15 protein-coding genes are annotated in these 19,034 nt (G+C 35.6%); 5 read left to right on the top strand and 10 right to left on the bottom strand.

The genetic code is table 11. The features are described from left to right. Positions 1-37 precede the first annotated feature (37 nt). On the bottom strand, positions 38-235 hold the full coding sequence (gene rpsU / locus C8J95_RS06670; RefSeq protein WP_034869620.1) for a 30S ribosomal protein S21: 198 nt from the start codon (positions 233-235) through the stop codon (positions 38-40). 92 nt (positions 236-327) lie between these two features. Here rpsU and C8J95_RS06665 point away from each other — a divergent pair, with 92 nt between their 5' ends. Continuing rightward, on the top strand, positions 328-3,459 hold the full coding sequence (locus C8J95_RS06665) for an exodeoxyribonuclease V subunit beta (RefSeq protein ID WP_107807690.1): 3,132 nt from the start codon (positions 328-330) through the stop codon (positions 3,457-3,459). Positions 3,460-3,602: 143 nt separating this feature from the next. Here C8J95_RS06665 and C8J95_RS06660 read toward each other — a convergent pair whose 3' ends face one another. After that, positions 3,603-4,424, bottom strand: coding sequence for a GLPGLI family protein (locus C8J95_RS06660; protein WP_107807689.1), 822 nt, complete (start codon positions 4,422-4,424; stop codon positions 3,603-3,605). Positions 4,425-4,624: 200 nt separating this feature from the next. Here C8J95_RS06660 and uvrC point away from each other — a divergent pair, with 200 nt between their 5' ends. Next, positions 4,625-6,427 (top strand): excinuclease ABC subunit UvrC, encoded by a 1,803-nt coding sequence (uvrC, locus tag C8J95_RS06655; protein ID WP_107807688.1) that lies wholly within the window; start codon positions 4,625-4,627, stop codon positions 6,425-6,427. A 37-nt stretch (positions 6,428-6,464) separates the two neighbouring features. Here the strand turns inward: uvrC and C8J95_RS06650 are convergent, their stop codons facing one another. Further along, a complete protein-coding gene (locus tag C8J95_RS06650) occupies positions 6,465-7,271 on the bottom strand; it encodes a hypothetical protein (RefSeq protein ID WP_107807687.1) in 807 nt (268 codons plus the stop codon). Between the two features lie 192 nt (positions 7,272-7,463). On the opposite strand from C8J95_RS06650, the gene C8J95_RS06645 reads away from it, so the two are divergent. Continuing rightward, positions 7,464-8,213 (top strand): 4-hydroxy-tetrahydrodipicolinate reductase, encoded by a 750-nt coding sequence (locus tag C8J95_RS06645; protein ID WP_107807686.1) that lies wholly within the window; start codon positions 7,464-7,466, stop codon positions 8,211-8,213. Here the strand turns inward: C8J95_RS06645 and C8J95_RS06640 are convergent. Beyond that, positions 8,203-9,093 (bottom strand): DMT family transporter, encoded by an 891-nt coding sequence (locus C8J95_RS06640; protein ID WP_107807685.1) that lies wholly within the window; start codon positions 9,091-9,093, stop codon positions 8,203-8,205. The genes C8J95_RS06645 and C8J95_RS06640 overlap by 11 nt on opposite strands. A 58-nt stretch (positions 9,094-9,151) precedes the next feature. On the opposite strand from C8J95_RS06640, the gene C8J95_RS06635 reads away from it, so the two are divergent. Together C8J95_RS06635 and C8J95_RS06630 are read left to right on the top strand one after the other, a co-directional pair. Continuing rightward, positions 9,152-9,979, top strand: coding sequence for a TerC family protein (locus C8J95_RS06635; RefSeq protein ID WP_107807684.1), 828 nt, complete (start codon positions 9,152-9,154; stop codon positions 9,977-9,979). A gap of 323 nt (positions 9,980-10,302) precedes the next feature. Next, positions 10,303-11,931 (top strand): acyl-CoA carboxylase subunit beta, encoded by a 1,629-nt coding sequence (locus tag C8J95_RS06630; protein WP_034867850.1) that lies wholly within the window; start codon positions 10,303-10,305, stop codon positions 11,929-11,931. Positions 11,932-12,001: 70 nt separating this feature from the next. Here C8J95_RS06630 and hutH read toward each other — a convergent pair whose 3' ends face one another. From hutH to C8J95_RS06600, 6 genes are all read right to left on the bottom strand, one after another. Beyond that, positions 12,002-13,495: a histidine ammonia-lyase gene (gene hutH, locus C8J95_RS06625; protein WP_107807683.1), complete on the bottom strand. Its 1,494-nt coding sequence runs from the start codon at positions 13,493-13,495 to the stop codon at positions 12,002-12,004. A 72-nt stretch (positions 13,496-13,567) separates the two neighbouring features. After that, positions 13,568-14,077 (bottom strand): ferritin, encoded by a 510-nt coding sequence (locus tag C8J95_RS06620; protein WP_024564743.1) that lies wholly within the window; start codon positions 14,075-14,077, stop codon positions 13,568-13,570. 78 nt (positions 14,078-14,155) lie between these two features. Then, the gene (locus C8J95_RS06615; protein ID WP_107807682.1) at positions 14,156-14,575 is read right to left on the bottom strand and encodes a hypothetical protein; all 420 of its coding nucleotides are present in this window, start codon (positions 14,573-14,575) and stop codon (positions 14,156-14,158) included. A 101-nt stretch (positions 14,576-14,676) separates the two neighbouring features. Next, complete coding sequence (locus C8J95_RS06610; RefSeq protein WP_107807681.1) at positions 14,677-15,660, bottom strand: glycosyltransferase family protein; 984 nt, start codon at positions 15,658-15,660, stop codon at positions 14,677-14,679. Positions 15,661-15,787: 127 nt separating this feature from the next. Further along, on the bottom strand, positions 15,788-16,249 hold the full coding sequence (locus tag C8J95_RS06605) for a hypothetical protein (protein ID WP_107807680.1): 462 nt from the start codon (positions 16,247-16,249) through the stop codon (positions 15,788-15,790). 123 nt (positions 16,250-16,372) lie between these two features. Beyond that, positions 16,373-19,027, bottom strand: coding sequence for a 4-alpha-glucanotransferase (locus C8J95_RS06600; protein ID WP_107807679.1), 2,655 nt, complete (start codon positions 19,025-19,027; stop codon positions 16,373-16,375). Positions 19,028-19,034: the final 7 nt, after the last annotated feature.

Genomic DNA, 19,034 nt, shown 5'->3' with positions numbered 1-19,034 from the left:
GAAAGTGATTGTATCTAATAAACCTGGAAAAATTGGCTTATGCTTGTTCTTCCTGGCTAACGCCTCTTTGCTTGTGAGCTGCTTTTTGAATCTTTTGTCTATGAGTCACAGAAGGTTTAACAAACTGTTGTCTAGCTCTTAGCTTTCTTACAACACCTGTTTTATCAAATTTTCTTTTGTACTTCTTTAGAGCTCTATCGATAGATTCTCCGTCTTTTACTGGAATTATTAACATATTTTACATCTCATTTTCGAATGCAAAAGTAAATAAAATTTCTGAAAGCGCAAATTTATTTTTAAATTTAAACCTTAATTCTCAATTCTTTAATGAACACTTATACCGTTATAAATGCCTCTGCAGGCTCTGGGAAGACCTATAGTCTTATCAAAAATCTCCTGAAGATCTGCCTACGCAATAACAGACCTGAAATTATCCGAAATATTCTGGCGCTTACTTTTACCAATAAGGCAGCCAATGAAATGAAGGAAAGGATTCTGTCGTGGCTTGGGGATTTTACATCGGATCGTTACATGGATATTCAGGCATTGTCCGATATTCAGAAAGAATTGAAAGCAGAAGGCATTCACCTGACTCTGGAAGACCTTCATTGCAGATCTAAAAATTTACTGGATTATATCCTACATCATTATTCAGCACTTAATATTAGTACTATTGACAAGTTCAATACCAGATTAATTCGTTCTTTTGCCTACGAACTGGGATTACCTCAGAATTTCAATCTGGAAATTAATGCGGCACCCTTTCTTCTGGAAGCAGTAGACCAGACACTGGATAAGATTGGTGATAACGAACAGCTTTCTGTAGCATTTATGGATTATGTCAACTACAATCTGGATAATCAGAAGCGGGAAAACCTACAGAAGACCTTATTTGATAGTGCAAAGAACTTTAATAGTGACATTCATTATTTTACCTTAGGAAAGAATAAGAATTTTGACTGGGACGCTTATTCTGATGAAAAAGAAAAGTTGAGAAAAGAAATAAAACAGCTGATGAAAGATGCTAAAGAAAGAGCTCTTTCGTCTGTTGAGTTAATAAAGTCCCGCGATTTGTTAACAGAAGACTTTGCTGGTGGTAAAGTAAATAGTATTGCTGTCTTTTTTGAGAAATATCTGAATACAGAATCCCCTGCCCTTCCTACCAACTCGGAAGAAAAGGCTTTAGAAAACTACAATAAGCTGTCCGGTGCCAAATCTAAAAACCGTGCAGATGAAATCGCAGCTATTCTCCCTATCCTGCTGGATAATAGAAAAAACATTATTCTTAATCATCTGGAAATAGAGAAGAAGAAGAAGATCCATACAGCTCTCCTTCCACTGAAAGTAAATAAAGAGATACAGGATCAGTTAAAATTTATTGAAGATGAGAATGACTTGTTAATGCTCTCGCGCTTCAATGTATTAATCAACGAACAGCTTCGAGATGAGCCTTCTGCATTTATCTATGAAAAAGTTGGTGAGCAATATCAACATTATTTTTTCGATGAATTTCAGGATACTTCATTTCTGCAATGGCAGAATTTCCTTCCTCTTCGGGATCATATTCTTTCTGAAGAAAGTACCAGTTTTACTCTTGTAGGCGATCCAAAGCAGAGTATATACAGATTCCGGGGTGGAGATGCACAACTGATGCTGGATATTATTAATAAAAAGGAAGAGACTCCCAGATATGCAGATATTCATAATCTGGAGCATAATTACCGGAGTAGTTATAACATTGTAGAATTTAACAATAAACTATACCAGTATCTTTCTGATTTTGTAGAGGAAGATTACCGGGACATATTTGGTACTCTGGCGCAACAGAGACCACACTCGGAGAAAGCGGGTCGCGTAAAAATAAACCTTGTAGAAAATAATAGTGCAGATGTCTTCTTTGACGATGTAGCCGAAAAAATGAAAAATGATATCCAGGAATGCCTGGACAACGGCTTTAGCTTTTCGGATATTGCTATTTTATGTCGAGGTAATAATGATATTCTGAAATTCTCCCAGTCGCTTTCGGCTCTGGAAGTGGATTATAAAAATGAAAAACAATTTATCCGGACTATTTCAGAAAAAGGATTAACACTGGATCTTTCTTCAACCATCAATGCTGTTATTCAGTATCTGCTATGGTATTCATTTCCAAAAAACAGAAGATACCTTGTTCTTTGTCTTTATTATCTGAATAAATCTGGTCGCATAAGCATTGAAGACTTCAGTGCTGAGCTTTCTGATATTCTATTGGCTGAAAACACCTCATCTCTGCAAGAGAAAGTAGAAGAAAAATACAAACTGAAGCTTGCTTCCGATATTCCAAATCTAAATACCTATAGCTTTATAGAAAGTATTTTACAGGAATTTTCGGTAAAAGAAAAGGAAACTGATTACCTCATCAATTTTCTGGAACTTTTATATGGCTTCTTCCAAAATATGGCGGCCACATTGAAAGATTTCCTTCAATACTGGCAGGAAGAAGGTCATTCTATAAGTATCCAGGCTTCAGAAAATACAGACGCCATTAACCTGATGACAATTCATAAATCTAAAGGACTTGAATTCCCTGTCGTTTTCCTTCCTATGAGAAACAGCCACAAGGATACGCAGTTTAATGACTGGTATGATATTTCGGATTCCAGAGAGCAACCTTTACAAACAGTAAACCTTACTTCTTTTAATAAAGATCTTGCACAATACGATCAGGGTATGACATCTTTTAATGAAGAAAACACTTATAAAAATAAAATCGACAGATTTTGCATTCAGTATGTAGCAACTACAAGAGCGGTAGAGCAAATGTTTTTCTATATTCAGAAACCTGGAAAAACTTCAGGATATCTGGAAATATATGACTTTATTGCGGGACAAAAGAATACTGATGAGGATAGTTTCGATTTTTTTGAAACAGATGAGAAACATCTGCTAAAACAGCATAAAAAAACAAAACAACATACAGGACAAGATCTTCACATTGGTTCTTTAAGAGCTTCTGATGAAACCTTTAGTACTGAAATAAAAATTGCTACACCTTCCAAAAGCTATCAGGAACGAAATGAAAGTGTAAAAACGGGTATATTCACTCACCATATTTTGGAAAAAGTTGTTACAAAAGATGACGCGCCATATGTTCTGAAACAATATTTATTGGACGGAACTATTACTCAGGCGGAATTCGAAGCTGTACAGATTAGGCTGAATAAATTATTTGAAGCATATCCACAGTATTTCGATGGTCATTATGAAGTTATTAATGAACGGGATATTCTGTTTTCTGATAAGGGAGAATTTCGATTGCTGCGTACCGACCGTTTACTAAAAGCTCCTGAAGGCTGGATTATTATAGACTTTAAAACGGGGGCTGAACGGGAAAAATATGAAGCCCAAATCGATATCTATAAAAAGGCATTAGAAAAATCCGGAGAGAAAGTCTGGAAAATAGAGGTATTATATATATAAGAAGAGATTATATCAAAAAGGTCATAAGTATTGTACTTTACCGTCCTGAGCCAAGCCTGTAGTGAGCCTGACGCACTATCGAAGAACTTTTTACGATCAGTGCTTTGTAATTGAAAATATTTCGACAAGCTCAACATGGCCTCTTAGAATACTTCAAATGGCCTTAACTCCAGAGGATTATTTTCTTTCTTTTTTCTTTCCTTCAACCTTTTCTCTGCTTCGCGTTGCATTTCAAGGCTTAGCTGAAATCCACTCATATTAAAGACTCCTACTCCATTAGCATTTTCTCGCAGCTTTGCTAAATCTTTAGGTTTTATTTCAGTTACTCGCTGTATTGTTAGTGGGGAAAAGAGTACTTTTTCTTTTTTGTTTCCCTGCAACATAAAGGAATAATGAGATCTTTCATCCGAAACTGTAACAATCAGTCCCGGTAATCCCTGAAACTTATATGGACCAAAATTTAATGGAATATCTGGTGTGAACCATGCTGTCCATTTCCGACCACCTATTTTCAACGTTGCTTTCTGACAATTGTACACACCTATTTTTTTAACCTCATCTTCTATCTTCCAGTTCATCTTTGAAAGTGGGAGCTGATATTTATAATTCTTCATACCAATTGTTTCTATAATCATCTGTTCTTGTTTCTCCGGATTAGTATAAATATTATAGTTAAACTTTGTTTTCATTCGCCCCATCATCGAAAGCGCTGCTGCGGCATCATTGGTAATACCAACAGAATAAATAACAGAATCTTTCATCAGCTTGTTCTGACTGGCAAAGCGCGACTCTTTCCCTAAGACATCCAGAAAAAAAAGTTCTTTTCTTACATCTCCTAAATCTGTTGAATCTATTTTATAGGTAAGTTCGTACGCGAATCTGTTTACGCTTTCCTCTTTAATACCTTGAGTAAAGTATTGATTGATGATTAAAAGGAAAATAAAAAATGTAATTTTTCTATTCATATAATATTATTAAATCTGATTTTGTGAAAATTAAATTTAACTAATTTTTTAGTGTTACGGAAATGTTTTTTACTTTTTTCTTGAACAATACAAATAATAGCTAAGCATTAAACATACTTTAAAAAGTAAAACAAAATATTTTCGAATTATCTGCACTTTTTAAAAACACTAATATCAAAGACTTTTATTAATTTTACTCTGTGAATCCCAACTTAGAACTTCAGCTAAAAACCTTACCACAAGATCCTGGTGTTTATCGTTATTATGATAAAGACAACAACTTATTATATGTAGGTAAGGCCAAAAATCTAAAAAAAAGAGTCCTTTCTTATTTCAATAAAAATCATGGTGGCTACCGTACTCGTATTATGGTATCCAAAATAATACGCCTTGAAACGACTATTGTAAATAGTGAATACGATGCTCTTTTACTGGAAAACAATCTTATTAAGGAGCTTAATCCATATTATAATGTAATGCTGAAGGATGATAAAACCTATCCTTGGATTTGCATTAAAAATGAACCTTTTCCCAGAGTCTTTCTTACCCGAAATGTTATAAAAGACGGATCCGAATATTATGGCCCCTATGCCAAGCCTCGCCAGGCAAAGATTCTAATCGATACTATTAAGAAGATTTACAAACTCCGAACCTGTAACCTCAATCTTAGTCCGGACAAAATTGACGACGGAAAATACAAAGTATGTTTGGAGTACCATATTAAGAACTGTCTTGGTCCATGTGAAGGGTTGGAATCTGAAGAGGAATACAATGATAAAATTAAAGCCATCCGTGGGATTATAAAAGGTGATTACAAGATTGCCCGGCAGTATCTGACAGAGCAAATGATGCACTTTGCAGAAAAAATGGAATTCGAAAATGCTCACATGGTAAAAGAGCGACTGGAAATCCTGGAAGACTACCAAACGCATAGTATGGTTGTAAATGCCTATATAGATGATGTAGACGTTTTCGGTATTTTCTCAGACGAATCTGCAGCTTATGTCAATTACTTTAAAATTAACAATGGCTCCATCGTACAATCCTTTACAACAGAAATTAAAAAAGTTCTGGAGGAAAGTGACGAAGAAATTATGGAAGAAGCCTTGGTAGAAATTCGCCAGAAGTTTAGCTCAAAATCCAAAGAAATCTATCTTCCATTCCATCTTTCAGTAGAGATTCCGGGAGCAAAAATTATTGTACCGAAGGTTGGAGATAAAAAGCGAATTGTAGAGCTTTCCGAAAAGAATGCACGCGAATACCGTCTGGAGAAGCTAAAGCAGGTGCAAATTGTCGATCCGGAAAGACACACCAATCGTATTATGGCAGAAATGCAGAAAAATCTGCGCATGCCTGTTGAGCCTCGACATATTGAAGGTTTCGATAACTCGAATATTCAGGGTACAAATCCAGTATCTGCTTGTGTTGTATTTAAGGATGGTAAGCCCAGTAAACAGGATTACCGCATATTCCATGTAAAAACAGTGGAAGGACCCAATGACTTTGCTACGATGGAAGAAGTTATTCTCCGCAGATATAGCCGGCTTTTAGATGAAGGAGAAGATTTACCTCAGTTAATTCTGATAGACGGAGGTAAAGGGCAGCTAAGCTCTGCCATAAAAAGTTTGAAAATTCTTGGGTTATATGGTAAGATAACAATCGTTGGTATTGCGAAAAGGCTGGAAGAAATTTTCTTCCCGGAAGATCCTATTCCTTTATATCTGGATAAAAAATCGGAAACTCTTAAAATATTGCAGCGGGTAAGGGATGAAGCTCACCGTTTCGGAGTGAAGCACCATCGTACCCGCAGAAAAAATTCGACTATAAAATCGGAACTGGAAGAAATACCGGGTGTGGGACCCAAAAGTATAGAATTGCTTCTTTCTAAAATGAAATCAGTAAAACGGATCCGTGAAGCAAATATGGAAACACTGGAAGAAATTCTGGGAAAAAGTAAGGCTAAAATGGTATTCGAATACTTTAACGGAAACGAAAATGCATAAAAAAAGCAGTGATTAATTCACTGCTTTTTTACTTTTATTATTTCTTCTGAAAAATTTCTTTCTGATAAGTATCGTTAGCCTGAGGAATTTCAATAATTAAGCTTCCGTTTTCTGCATAGCCTAATGCTGTAGCTCCGTTTTCCATTTTCACACGGTAAACACCTTGTTTGCTGGTTTCAGTAAATACTGCATATGGAGAAGAACTGCTTCCGCTTGCCAAGATAAACTGACCTGATCCCATATTGATCTTCTGTACACTAATTTTTCCGTTGCTGAATACTTCTGCTTTATTTGTTGTTGCAATAGGTGAAGAAGAAACTTCAGACTTTGTTACTACCGGGGCAGACACAGCTTCTGTTGTTTTAACTTTTTCAACTTTAGCCACTACCTCTTCTTTAGGCTTCTTCGTATTTTCAACAATACTAATTGTCTGAGACGGATTAGATACAGGTACCGTTCTTAGAGAAATTTCTAAGGCATCCGGAAAACCTGTTTCAAACTCTTTCTGCATAGACATTCCTTTAGACTCTAATAAGACCTTATCATTACAATCGATAAATTTTACAATAACTCTGTTTCGGAACATACTACTATTGTCCAGAAGGTTCGCACGTGCTACACTACATCTGTTTTGTGACAATTCTACAGGCCAATCTTCCTTCTCCTCCTGAATAACTTTATAGTTTTTACTCTCCAGCCCTTTTACCAGTTGCTTATTCAGATCATACTTGTTCATTTCTTTTTCAAACGTCTTCGGAACATAGATATACTGAAAGTCACTTATTTTTTGACCATAAGCTGTAACTACACTACTGATAAGGAATATTGATAATAACTTCTTCATAACATGGGTATTTTACCTAATAAAATTTTGAACTAAATTAATCAAAAAACAAACTCTAACCACTGAATCTTTCAATTTATTATAAAAATAACCATAAAAGGCTTTATTTATATTTTAGTAACTTACACTATATAAACACATTCCATTTTTGGGATGTGCAAAATCACTGAGTATTAACTAAAATCTTTTATTATGAAAATAGGACTTTTTGGATTCGGAAAAACGGGGAAAGCAGTTGCATCTGTTATTCTTCAGAATAAAGAACATTCCCTGCAATGGATTTACCGGAAAACCAACAGACTAAATAACAGAAGTGCTTCTGAATTTTTCGGAATAGAAAGTACAGACGTTGGTAATATTTATTCTGAAAACAATCTTAGTATAGAAAAATTATTAGATGAACACCCTGTTGATGCGATCATCGATTTTTCTTCTTCGGACGGAATATATACTTACGGAGAAGCTGCTGCCAAGAAGAATGTAAAAATAATCTCTGCAATTTCTCATTATACAACTAAAGAAATTAATTTTCTGAAAAAGTTGGCAAAAAAGGCAACAGTATTTTGGTCACCCAATATTACACTCGGAATTAACTATTTACTTTATGCTTCTACGTTCCTCAAAAAAATAGTACCTTCTGTTGATATAGAGATTATTGAAGAACACTTCAAAGACAAAAAAGGAATTTCAGGCACTGCTATACGAATTGCAGATGCTTTAGATATAAAAGACGAAAACATAAACACTATAAGAGCAGGAGGCATTGTAGGAAAACATGAAGTTATATTCGGTTTTCCTTTTCAGACTGTCAGATTAATTCATGAGTCTATTTCCAGAGATGCTTTTGGTAATGGGGCTTTATTTGCTGCCGAACACCTTGCAGATAAAAAATCGGGCTTTTACAAATTCGAGGATTTATTGCATCCCTACTTTAATGTATAATAGCTTCGGTCCCCTTTCTTCTTCTGGCTTTGATAACGGCATTTACAATAATAGCCAAAATCATAACTGCTGAAGCTCCGTAAAATACAGGACTCATTTCTTCAGATTTGCCAAAGATAAAGTAGGCTAAAATAATTCCGTAAACAGGCTCCAGGTTTACTGTAAGTGCCAGTGTAAAGGGGGAAATATATTTCATAAGCTTTACTGATTCCAACATTGGATATGCTGTAAAAAAACTGGCCAGAAGCAAAAGCAATAAAATATTCTTCCAGTCAATATTCACTACAGATCCTATTTCACCAGATCCAAGTAAGAATAAACTAACCAATATCCATCCTCCGAAGATTTCATAAAAAATGATGTTTTCCGAGGATGTTTTTCCAAATAGCTTCCCGTTCAGTACCGTAAAAGAAGCACCTAAGAAAGCACATATCACCCCAAAAATAATCCCTATTTTGTGTTCAAATTCAACATTGAATATAAGCAGCATACAGGATACTATAATAAGTCCGAGCAGTAACTCTACCCAATCCAGCTTCCTGCGGTAGACAATAGGTTCCAGTATAGATACAAATAATGTAACTGTAGCCAGACAAGACAATGCTATAGATACATTGGATATCTTAATAGAATAAAAGAAGCACAACCAGTGCCCACCCATTAGTCCACCAACACCAATCAACTGCCAGAATAGTTTACGGGAAACTTTCATAGATTGTTTTTTCACAACCCTAATGAAAAGATAAAGAAATAAAGCTGCAAATAACATCCGGAAAAATACCAGCTCCAGGGCATCAACTGTAATAAGCTTTCCCAAAATTGCTGTAAATCCCCATAAAAAAACGATTAAATGCAACCGAAACTGCGAAGAACTGAACATCATAATTATTAAAATACAAAATTAGCGAATTATTCATATTTTTACCCAAAAAATTGATATGGATTTTCTGAGCGTTTTTGCTTCTACAGATGCATGGGTTGCATTACTAACACTAACATTTTTAGAGATTGTTTTAGGTATTGACAATATTGTATTTATCTCTATTGTATCTTCCAAACTAAGTCCTAAGGACCAACCAAAAGCCAGAAATATAGGTTTGGGATTAGCAATGATTTTCAGAATAGCCCTTTTATTTGGAATCAAATGGGTACTTAGTCTGAATTCAGTTTTACTGGAAGTTAACCTCAGTTGGTTCCATGGTAAGATAACCGGACAAAGTATTATTATTTTCCTTGGCGGACTCTTCTTACTTTATAAGAGTGTAACAGAAATTCACCATAAACTAGAAGGAGAGGAAGCATTAAAAACAGGAAACACTAAAAAAGTAGGGCTCAATGGTGCAATTGTACAAATTGCTCTTCTTAATCTTGTCTTCTCTTTTGATAGTATCCTTACTGCTGTCGGCCTTGTAAGTTTTAAAGAATTTGGTGAAAGCGGAGCATTGTCTATTATGATTCTATCCGTTATTATTTCAATTATAATTATGATGGCATTTGCAGGACCTGTAAGTCATTTTGTAAACAGACACCCTACTATACAGATTTTGGGACTATCTTTCCTTATTCTTATCGGGGTAATGCTACTTGCAGAATCTTCTCACCTTGCCCATGTTGTAATATTCGAACAGGAAGTTGGTGTGATTCCTAAAGGCTATCTTTATTTTGCCATATTCTTCTCACTCGCTGTAGAATTTATCAATATGAAACTACGGAAAAGTACAACTCCTGTAGCCTTGAAAAATTCAGAGACTATAGATAAATTATAAAACTAAAAGCTTCAGAAATTCTGAAGCTTTTTTATTAAAAAAAACCCCGGGTACCTTATCAGTACTCGGGATCTTCAAATAATAAACTATTAAAAAAATAAACTTAGGAATTGATCTTTATTAAGACACAACTCATGAATTACCTCTTATTACCGTAACTCATTTCCTATGTGCAAAGTTATTCAAAACACGATCCATATGCAACAGAATAAAAGTTAAAATATATTAAAATAACATATTGTTTATCAATAATTTAAAACACTAAAATCTATCATTTCTAAATCCTCTGAAAAAGCTTATATTTAGAGGATAAAATAAACCCAATGGACATAGAATTCAATAAAAGAGAAGATCAGAATAAATTAAAACTTTCAGAAATTAATCAGGTACTGAACCAGGTAAAAAAAGGTGGTGGTGAAAAACGTCTGCAAAAACTTCGTGATGAAGGCAAGATGACTGCCCGTGAAAGAGTTGAATATCTTCTGGATAATATTGAAAATGCTATTGAAATTGGTGCTCTTGCCGGTTATGAAATGTATGCCGAACATGGCGGATGCCCTAGTGGTGGTGTCGTGGTAATGATGGGGCATGTTTCAGGACGCCAATGTATCGTTGTTGCCAACGATGCTTCTGTAAAAGCCGGAGCTTGGTTTCCGATTACCGGGAAAAAGAATCTGCGGGCTCAGGAAATAGCAATGGAAAACCGTTTACCTATTATCTATCTAGTAGATTCTGCGGGTGTATATCTTCCTATGCAGGATGAAATATTTCCGGATAAAGAACATTTCGGACGAATTTTCCGCAACAATGCCAAGATGAGCTCCATGGGAATTGTGCAGATTGCTGCAGTAATGGGAAGTTGTGTAGCTGGAGGTGCCTATCTTCCTATTATGAGTGACGAAGCAATGATTGTGGATAAAACCGGAAGTATATTTTTAGCAGGAAGCTATCTTGTAAAAGCCGCTATTGGTGAAAATATAGATAATGAAACACTAGGTGGTGCAACAACACATTGTGAAGTATCTGGTGTAACTGATTATAAGGCTAAGGATGATAAAGATGCTTTAAATCGAATTAAAAATATTATGAAATCTCTTGGTGATTATGATAAAGCAGGATTCGACAGAATTGAACCGGCACAGCCAAAAGAGAATCCCGATGATATTTTCGGAATTATGCCAGCATCCAGAGCAGAGCAATACGATACATATGATATTATTAAAAGACTTGTTGATAATAGTGAGTATGAAGAATACAAACCAGACTATGGCAAAACCATTGTTTGTGCTACAGCAAGAATCGATGGCTGGTCTGTAGGTATTGTTGCTAATCAGAGAAAGCTTGTAAAAAGTGGAAAAGGCGAAATGCAGTTTGGCGGCGTAATCTATTCCGATAGTGCAGATAAAGCTACCCGATTTATTGCAAACTGTAACCAAAGAAAAATTCCATTGGTATTTTTACAGGATGTTACAGGATTTATGGTAGGATCTAAGTCTGAACATGGTGGCATCATAAAGGATGGAGCCAAAATGGTGAATGCCGTTTCTAATTCTGTTGTTCCTAAATTTACTATCATTACAGGTAATTCTTTTGGAGCAGGTAATTATGCGATGTGTGGAAAAGCTTATGATCCTCGTCTTATAGCAGCATGGCCTTGGGCTGAATTAGCAGTAATGGGAGGCGCACAAGCTGCAAAAGTTTTATTACAGATCCAGGAAGCTACATTAAAAAAACAAGGAAAAGAACTTTCCGCTGAAGAACATCAGGCACTTCTGGATAAAATTACCCAGAATTATAATAAACAGACTCAGGCCACTTACTCAGCTGCAAGATTATGGACAGATGCTATTATCAATCCGCTTGATACCAGAAAGTGGATTAGCATGGGGATTGAGGCAGCAAATCACTCCCCTATTACAGAGAAATTTAACCTGGGGGTTATCCAGGTTTGATCAGATAATTTGTGATTAAATAAAAAAGACATCCGCTTTGGATGTCTTTTTTATTTCTTGTTAGATATTCTTAAATATTCACATTGAATTTTCTTTGTCTTATAAGGTCTGCAATTGCCAGAATATCTTTACCGATTTCACGGTCATTTTCCAGTTTTGCAACTTTGGTACGAATCAGATCATAAGCTTCTTCAATAACCGATGAAGATTTCAATGGTCTTCTGAATTCTAAGCCCTGGGCAGCAAACATTAATTCAATTGCCAGAATATTTTCGAGGTTACCTAATACCTGATTGAATTTTCTTCCACTGATACTTCCCATAGATACATGGTCTTCCTGACCTAAAGAAGTTGGTACGCTGTCCGCAGATGCAGGGAAACATAATGTTTTATTTTCCGTCACCAATGCTGCAGAGGTATATTGTGGAATCATAAATCCGGAATTAAGACCTGAACTTTCAACCAATAATTTTGGAAGTCCATATTTACCTTCCAGCAATAAATAGCTTCTTCTGTCTGAAATATTCCCCAATTCAGCAGCTGCCAATGTTGCATAATCCAATGGCAAAGCGATCAACTGTCCGTGGAAATTTCCTCCGGAAATAGCTTCCTCATCACTAACTACAATTGGATTATCGGTAACAGAGTTCAATTCGGTTTCTATAGCACTTTTCAAATGAAGCCATGCATTGCGACTTGCTCCGTGCACTTGTGGTACACAACGGAAAGAATAAGGATCCTGAACACGATCACAATTTTCGTGATTTTTAAGATTTTTAGAACCTTTTAAAAGCTTCGTCATTCTTTCTGCAACTTTCTGACTTCCTTCAAATGGTCTTATTTCATGCAATTCTTTTTTGAAAGGACTAGCTGATCCCTGATAAGCTTCCAGGCTCATCGCTGCTGCAAGATCTGCAAGGTCCAACAGATATTTCATTTTATCTAGACCTGCAACACCATGTGCCACCATAAACTGAGTTCCGTTAATTAAAGCCAATCCTTCTTTTGGCCCTAGTTTTAATGGCTCAAGGTTGTGCTGATCAAGAACTGTTTTAGTTTCTTCGATTTGGTCACCGTTCCATACCTTTCCTAAACCTAAAAGGGGTAATACCATATGTGACAAAGGTGCCAAGTCTCCGGAAGCGCCTACAGATCCTTGCTCCGGAATAACCGGAATGATATCTTTCTCTACCATAATCTGAAGTCTTTCTACAACTTGTGGAGAAATTCCGGAAAAACCTTTGGACAAAGCATGAATCTTTGCCACTATCATTATCTTAGACAATTTCTTGTCGATAGGTTTTCCTACACCTACACTATGACTGATAATAAGGTTATGTTGTAACTGAGAAATCTCGTCATCAGAAATTTTAGTATCGCATAAAGGACCAAAGCCGGTATTAATTCCGTAAACAGTTTTCCCGTCTGCAATGATTTTCTTTACATTATCCTGCGATTTTTTAACCTGCAACATTGCTTTTGCAGACATCTCTGCTTTTTCAGGAGCATCTATAATCTTAATAATGTCCTCATACTGAAGGTAATCTACACCGTAAGTCTTCATAAATTTTATTTTGTTTAAATTTAAGAAAATCAGGCATACTAAAAAAAATAAACCGCCTTTCGGCGGTTTATTTTATGCTTCTGCATCAGCGTTAAAGACTCTTTGTCCCAATTCCTGATCAAAAAGATACAGAGCTGATGGATTATCCTTTACCATTTTAATTTTTGAAACATATTGTGAAGCTGTTGCTTCTTCTTCTACCTGCTCGTTGATGAACCACTGTAAGAAAGATGTTGTTGCAAAATCATTTTCTTCAGTTGCAACCTTTACAATATTAAAAATACTTTTGGTTACTTCCTTTTCGTGTGCTAATGCTTTCTCAAAAATATTCAGTGCATCTGCAAACTCACTTGGAGGAGCCGGAATAGTCTGTAAAATTACTTTGCCACCTACATCATTAAGGTAGTCAAACATTTTATCAGCATGCATTAACTCCTCTTTAGACTGAACTCTGAAATAATTAGCCAGTCCTTCAAGATCCTGAGTTTCAAACCATGCAGACATTGCAAGGTAATATTGTGCGGCATACTGTTCTTTAGCAATCTGCTCGTTAATTAAAGATTCAACTTTTGTACTGATCATAGTTTAGATATTTGTATCAAAAATAAGGAAAATAAAAAAGAGCGAAAAATTCTCGCTCTCTTATTTTAAATGATATTCTTACATGTTTTTTGATTTCTCTTTGTAAGCTTTCATCCTATTCTGACGTTCGGCTTTTTTCTGAGCCTTTATATCATTCCATTTAGCATACTGTTCCGGAGAAAGGATTTTTTTCATTTCAGCATCATTCTGCTCCTTTTTGGCTTTCATTTCCTTCTTCATATTTTCCCTGTCCGTTTTACGTTCAGCCATTTTTTGCTTCATGTCAGTAGCATTTCTCTCATGCAATGCTTTAATTTTATTTTCCTGATCAGCAGTCAGATTAAGATCTTTCTTCATCTGATCCCATTTTTGTTGGCGCTTTTGCATCATTTCCTGTTTTTTAGCCTGGCGATCAGCCTTCATAGGCTCTGTAGTCTGTTGTGCAAATGCGAATCCTGTAGCGCCCATTAGCAATAGGCTGAAAACTATTTTTTTCATTTTGTTCTGTTTTTATATTATTAAAATTGTATGTATTTGATAAAAAAAATAGAGCCCCGTTAAAGAGCTCTCATGTTATTTATCGTTAAAAAAACTGAATTTTAGTTAAAATAGTGTTCAAACATATTCCTGACAATGTTTTTTGTTTCGTCCGGATAGGAAACTTTAATTACATCCGAATCAAAAATCCATTCATCCAATTTTTTTTCCCAATCCGCAGTTTTCCAAATAACAGGTACTCCCATCCTTTCCATTGCCAAAGCATTACATTGTTGCTCAAACTGATTTTTCATGGGAACAGAAAGTAGTTTCTTTCCCAGATACAAAGCTTCAGCAGGGCCTTCAAATCCCCCTCCGGTTAAAAGTCCTTTACAGGTTTCCAAGGATTTATTAAATAACTCATTATTTACAGGAGTCACTTTTATATTCTCTTTTTCATATGCCTGGGATGAATGTTTAGAGAAAATATGCCATTCCTTATCCTTATATTTCTGAAGCTTGTTAATAATAAAATCGTCGTTATAGGCAGGAAGATAAATTGTATAATGCCCTTTGTCTTGCGGATTCAGATTTCTGATCTCATTTCTTATAACTGGCGTATGGATAAAGTCATCATATTTTTCAAAATGAAAGCCTATCTGATAAGTGGTTGGTGCATAATTTTTCAGGATCAGTTTTCCCCAATGAAAGCCTTCCGTCATCGGTGTTTTATCTGACAAGAAAGAAGACTGGTGGCTCAGGGCAACACTCTTTATACGCTTTCTTTTGCACGCCCATGCAGTGACAGGCTCGAAATCGTTGATAATTGCATCATATTCATGCAACGGTAAGTTTTTAATATCCGATATAAAAGCTTTTGTATTGAACCTATTCCATGTTTCCCGAAAATCGACTCCTCCCTTCTTTCCAAAGACAAATCCAAAGCCGTTTAGCTGGTATTTTATGGAATAGGGCAAACCTACATCCGCCTGAGTACCACTAATAAGAAGGTCCACATCTCCATATTGCTGTAAAATTGGTATCACTTCTCTTGCACGGCTTACATGCCCGTTCCCTGTACCTTGTATCGCATACAAAATCTTCATCTTACGAAGATAAATACATTTCTTAATGTGTTGTTTTTTGCTAACAAAATTTAACACAGAAACAAATAAAAAACCGGAAGAGCAATCTTCCGGTTCTTTTGATTGATAATCTCTTTCCGCCTTTTAATTAATCATCATGATCTCTTCGGCCCCATCCTCTTCCTTGGCCATTGTCGTTATCACGATGTTTACGATGTTGTTTCCACTGTTTTTTATAATACTTATCTCTTTCTTTGTAGTATTTTTTATCATAGTTTTTACCATAGATCCATACTGGATTTTGACCTCTGTAATAATGATCGTAGAAACGTTTATATTGCGCAGGCGTCATGATACGTTCCATTTCATTATAACGGTCTCTGTACCATCTGTCTGGTGTACCTCTGTAAACACGATCCCAGGAATCGTAAGTTGGATAACGGTTATTTAGTACATCAATGGCTGCGATTTGTCTTCCGTTAAGACCTAAATAAGAAGCAACATCCCTCCAGTTGATAGAAGAAACACTTCCCCTGTAGTCGTCATAATAATTTTGTGAAAAGCCTAGTGCAAATACTCCTAAGGCTAATACTGTTAATAACTTTTTCATAATCAATTTTACTTTAAAGATGCATACCCAAAAGTGTACCATTTTTTATATAACGGTTTTGATTACAATTTGTTATTTTCAGTATACGATATTCAAATTAAGAAAAATCGGGATGTAAAAAGGTTATCTTCCGGAAGTGGTAACCCAATTAGCTATCTTTTGATTAAAACTTTTATTTTTTAATAAATCTTCTAATCCGATATGCATTCTGTACCTCCAATAATGAGGAAAGATTGCAGGAACATTAATTCTTTCTGCATTTTCATCCGGATTCTGAAGTTCTTTATCTGTTGCAAAAAATTCCTGAATCGGGAATATGGCCAACATTGCCTCTGTATGCAAATGTTGTTTTATAATAATTTCTGTCAGATAAGGCGACAATTCTTCCGGAGCTTTACCATTTTGGTTCAGCTGCTCATTATAATATTTCTGAGTAAGCACGCGGTCTTCTTTCCACCATTGCCTTAGTGTGCTGGTATCATGTGATGATGTTGTAACTACATTAAGATAAGTTGCATTTTGGGGATTATAAAAGGCAACATTTTCCTTAGGAGAACGCTGTACTTTCAGAGCTAAAATAGCAAGATGATCCATAACCTCCGGTACTACTTCCGGCACAAGTCCTAAATCTTCTCCACAAATAAGCATATTTGTTGTCTGTAATAGCATAGGCAGTTTATCCATCGCATTCTCTTTCCACATCTGATCCTGACGATGGAAAAAATAATTGATATACAGGCCAAATAGTTTACCTTTTATTTCTTCTTCAAGATATTGGTATGATAAGGTTTTTGAAAGATTAAATCTTGGATGATACACGATTCCTTCTTCTATTTTTTCTTCCAGAAAAAGCACATTTGCTAGCAGATAATACAATTTATCTTTAATCTTCAGTGAATCATCGTGCTCTTTAAAATAAGTCTCTATTTTTTTCTGTGTATCAAATTCAGATCTGAAGTGATAGAGTTCTTTATTCTTTATAAAAAAGGCATCAATCACATCATCTTTTAGATCCCCCAATACATGCTGAAGAATTTCAGCATTGATAAAAGGTTTGCAGTACCTGTCACGATCGAACCAGATTTTTTCATCTTCCAATTCTTCCGTAGTCACTGGAATTGCCGGATAAAAACTACCCAATATTCCTTGTACTGCAGATGCCGGCATTCTCCATATCCTGAAGAAACCTAGTATATGATCTATACGCATGGCATCGAAATATTGGGACAAAGCAGTAAATCTGTTTTTCCACCACTGATAGTCTTTTTCTTTCATGACTCCCCAGTTATAAGTTGGGAATTCCCAATTTTGTCCCAGATCCGTAAACTCATCCGGCGGAGCTCCTGCCTGAAAATCCATACCAAATAATTCGGGTTCTGTCCAAGCTTCTACACTATGACGGTAAATTCCAATAGGAAGATCTCCCTTTATTACCAGTCCTTTACTATGTATATAATCTATAGCTTCTGTTAACTGCAAATGCAGTTGATATTGTACCCAAATGTGGAATATGGCGGTTGTATAATCTGGGTGATCTGGGTCTAAAAACCTGTTTGCTTCTTCAGCATTATAAACTGAAAGTATTTTCCATTTATTAAAATCTGGTGTTTTGTATACATCTCTTAATGTACAAAATACAGCGTAAGGATTTAACCAATTCGAGTTTTGTATATGGTAATTCTGAAAGTCTTTATCAATAATGATATTGCTTTGGTTCTCGTTGAATATAGTTTTCAGATATTTCAATTTTCCACTCATTACGGCCTCATAATCTACCTGAGACAACAAATTCAGCCGTTTCTTTTCGCTTCCATATTCTTCGTTTAAAGTCTCTGAAAGCGGGTAAGTTAAATTTTCTAACGACAAATATTGTGGATGGAGTGCATATACCGAAATTGCAGCATAAGGATAACTATCTATCCATTGGTGAGTGGCTGTTGTATCATTAATTGGCAGAATCTGCAACATAGATAGTTTTGTCTGTGCGGCCCAGTCTGCAAGCAGTCTAAGATCTGCAAATTCTCCTACTCCAAAACTATTTTCTGAACGTAATGAAAATACTGGCACTGCGACTCCTGCCGCTCGCCATAATTTTTCTACAGGAAATTTGAAATAATGGTCATGCAGAACATTAAGGGTATCCGGATTCGGAGCTGTCCGGACTTTGCGGTTTGGTCCATTTTCGTAGACAATTTCTCCTGTTTTTATATCGAGAATTGCATATTTATACTCAACATATATATTATCAGACAGATCAACAAACACTTCCCATGTGACAGTATCTGTCTGATGCATCTCTATATAATGATTCAGATCCCAGTTACCAAGTTCTGATGCGCTTCCCAGAAGTATAATTTTTTCATCCTTATTATATAAAGGAGCCTGAACAGTAAAAAGATGACTCTCTTTCTGTTCAGGCTGTATTTTTTGAGATCCCCTGCCTTTTAAAGCATTATGAAGAATCTTATTATTAAGATAATTCTCAGGAAAATTTTTATTGTTCCATGAATCGAAAATACAATAGTTACTAAATGAGGAATATGTGCTAAGCACATGTCCGCTCATTTCTTCATTCAATATTCTTCCGGCTACATTTTTTACCAAAAAATGGTATTCGGCATCACCTTCTTTTATTTCCTTATCAAAACGCCAGATACTGTCATAGATATAGTTCAGTTCTTCTTCTGATACCTTTCCTGTCCCCTGTTCCTTTATTTTAATGAAAAGGCTCTCCCCTATAGCTGTTCTGTAGTGAATATTGAATTGTACTTTCTTCATTCCGGAT

Origin of the sequence: Elizabethkingia sp. YR214 (genome assembly GCF_003058195.1) — a bacterium.
GTDB lineage: Bacteria > Bacteroidota > Bacteroidia > Flavobacteriales > Weeksellaceae > Elizabethkingia.
Note: the sequence above shows the minus strand (reverse complement) of the source record. Positions and strands in the feature narration are given on the sequence as shown.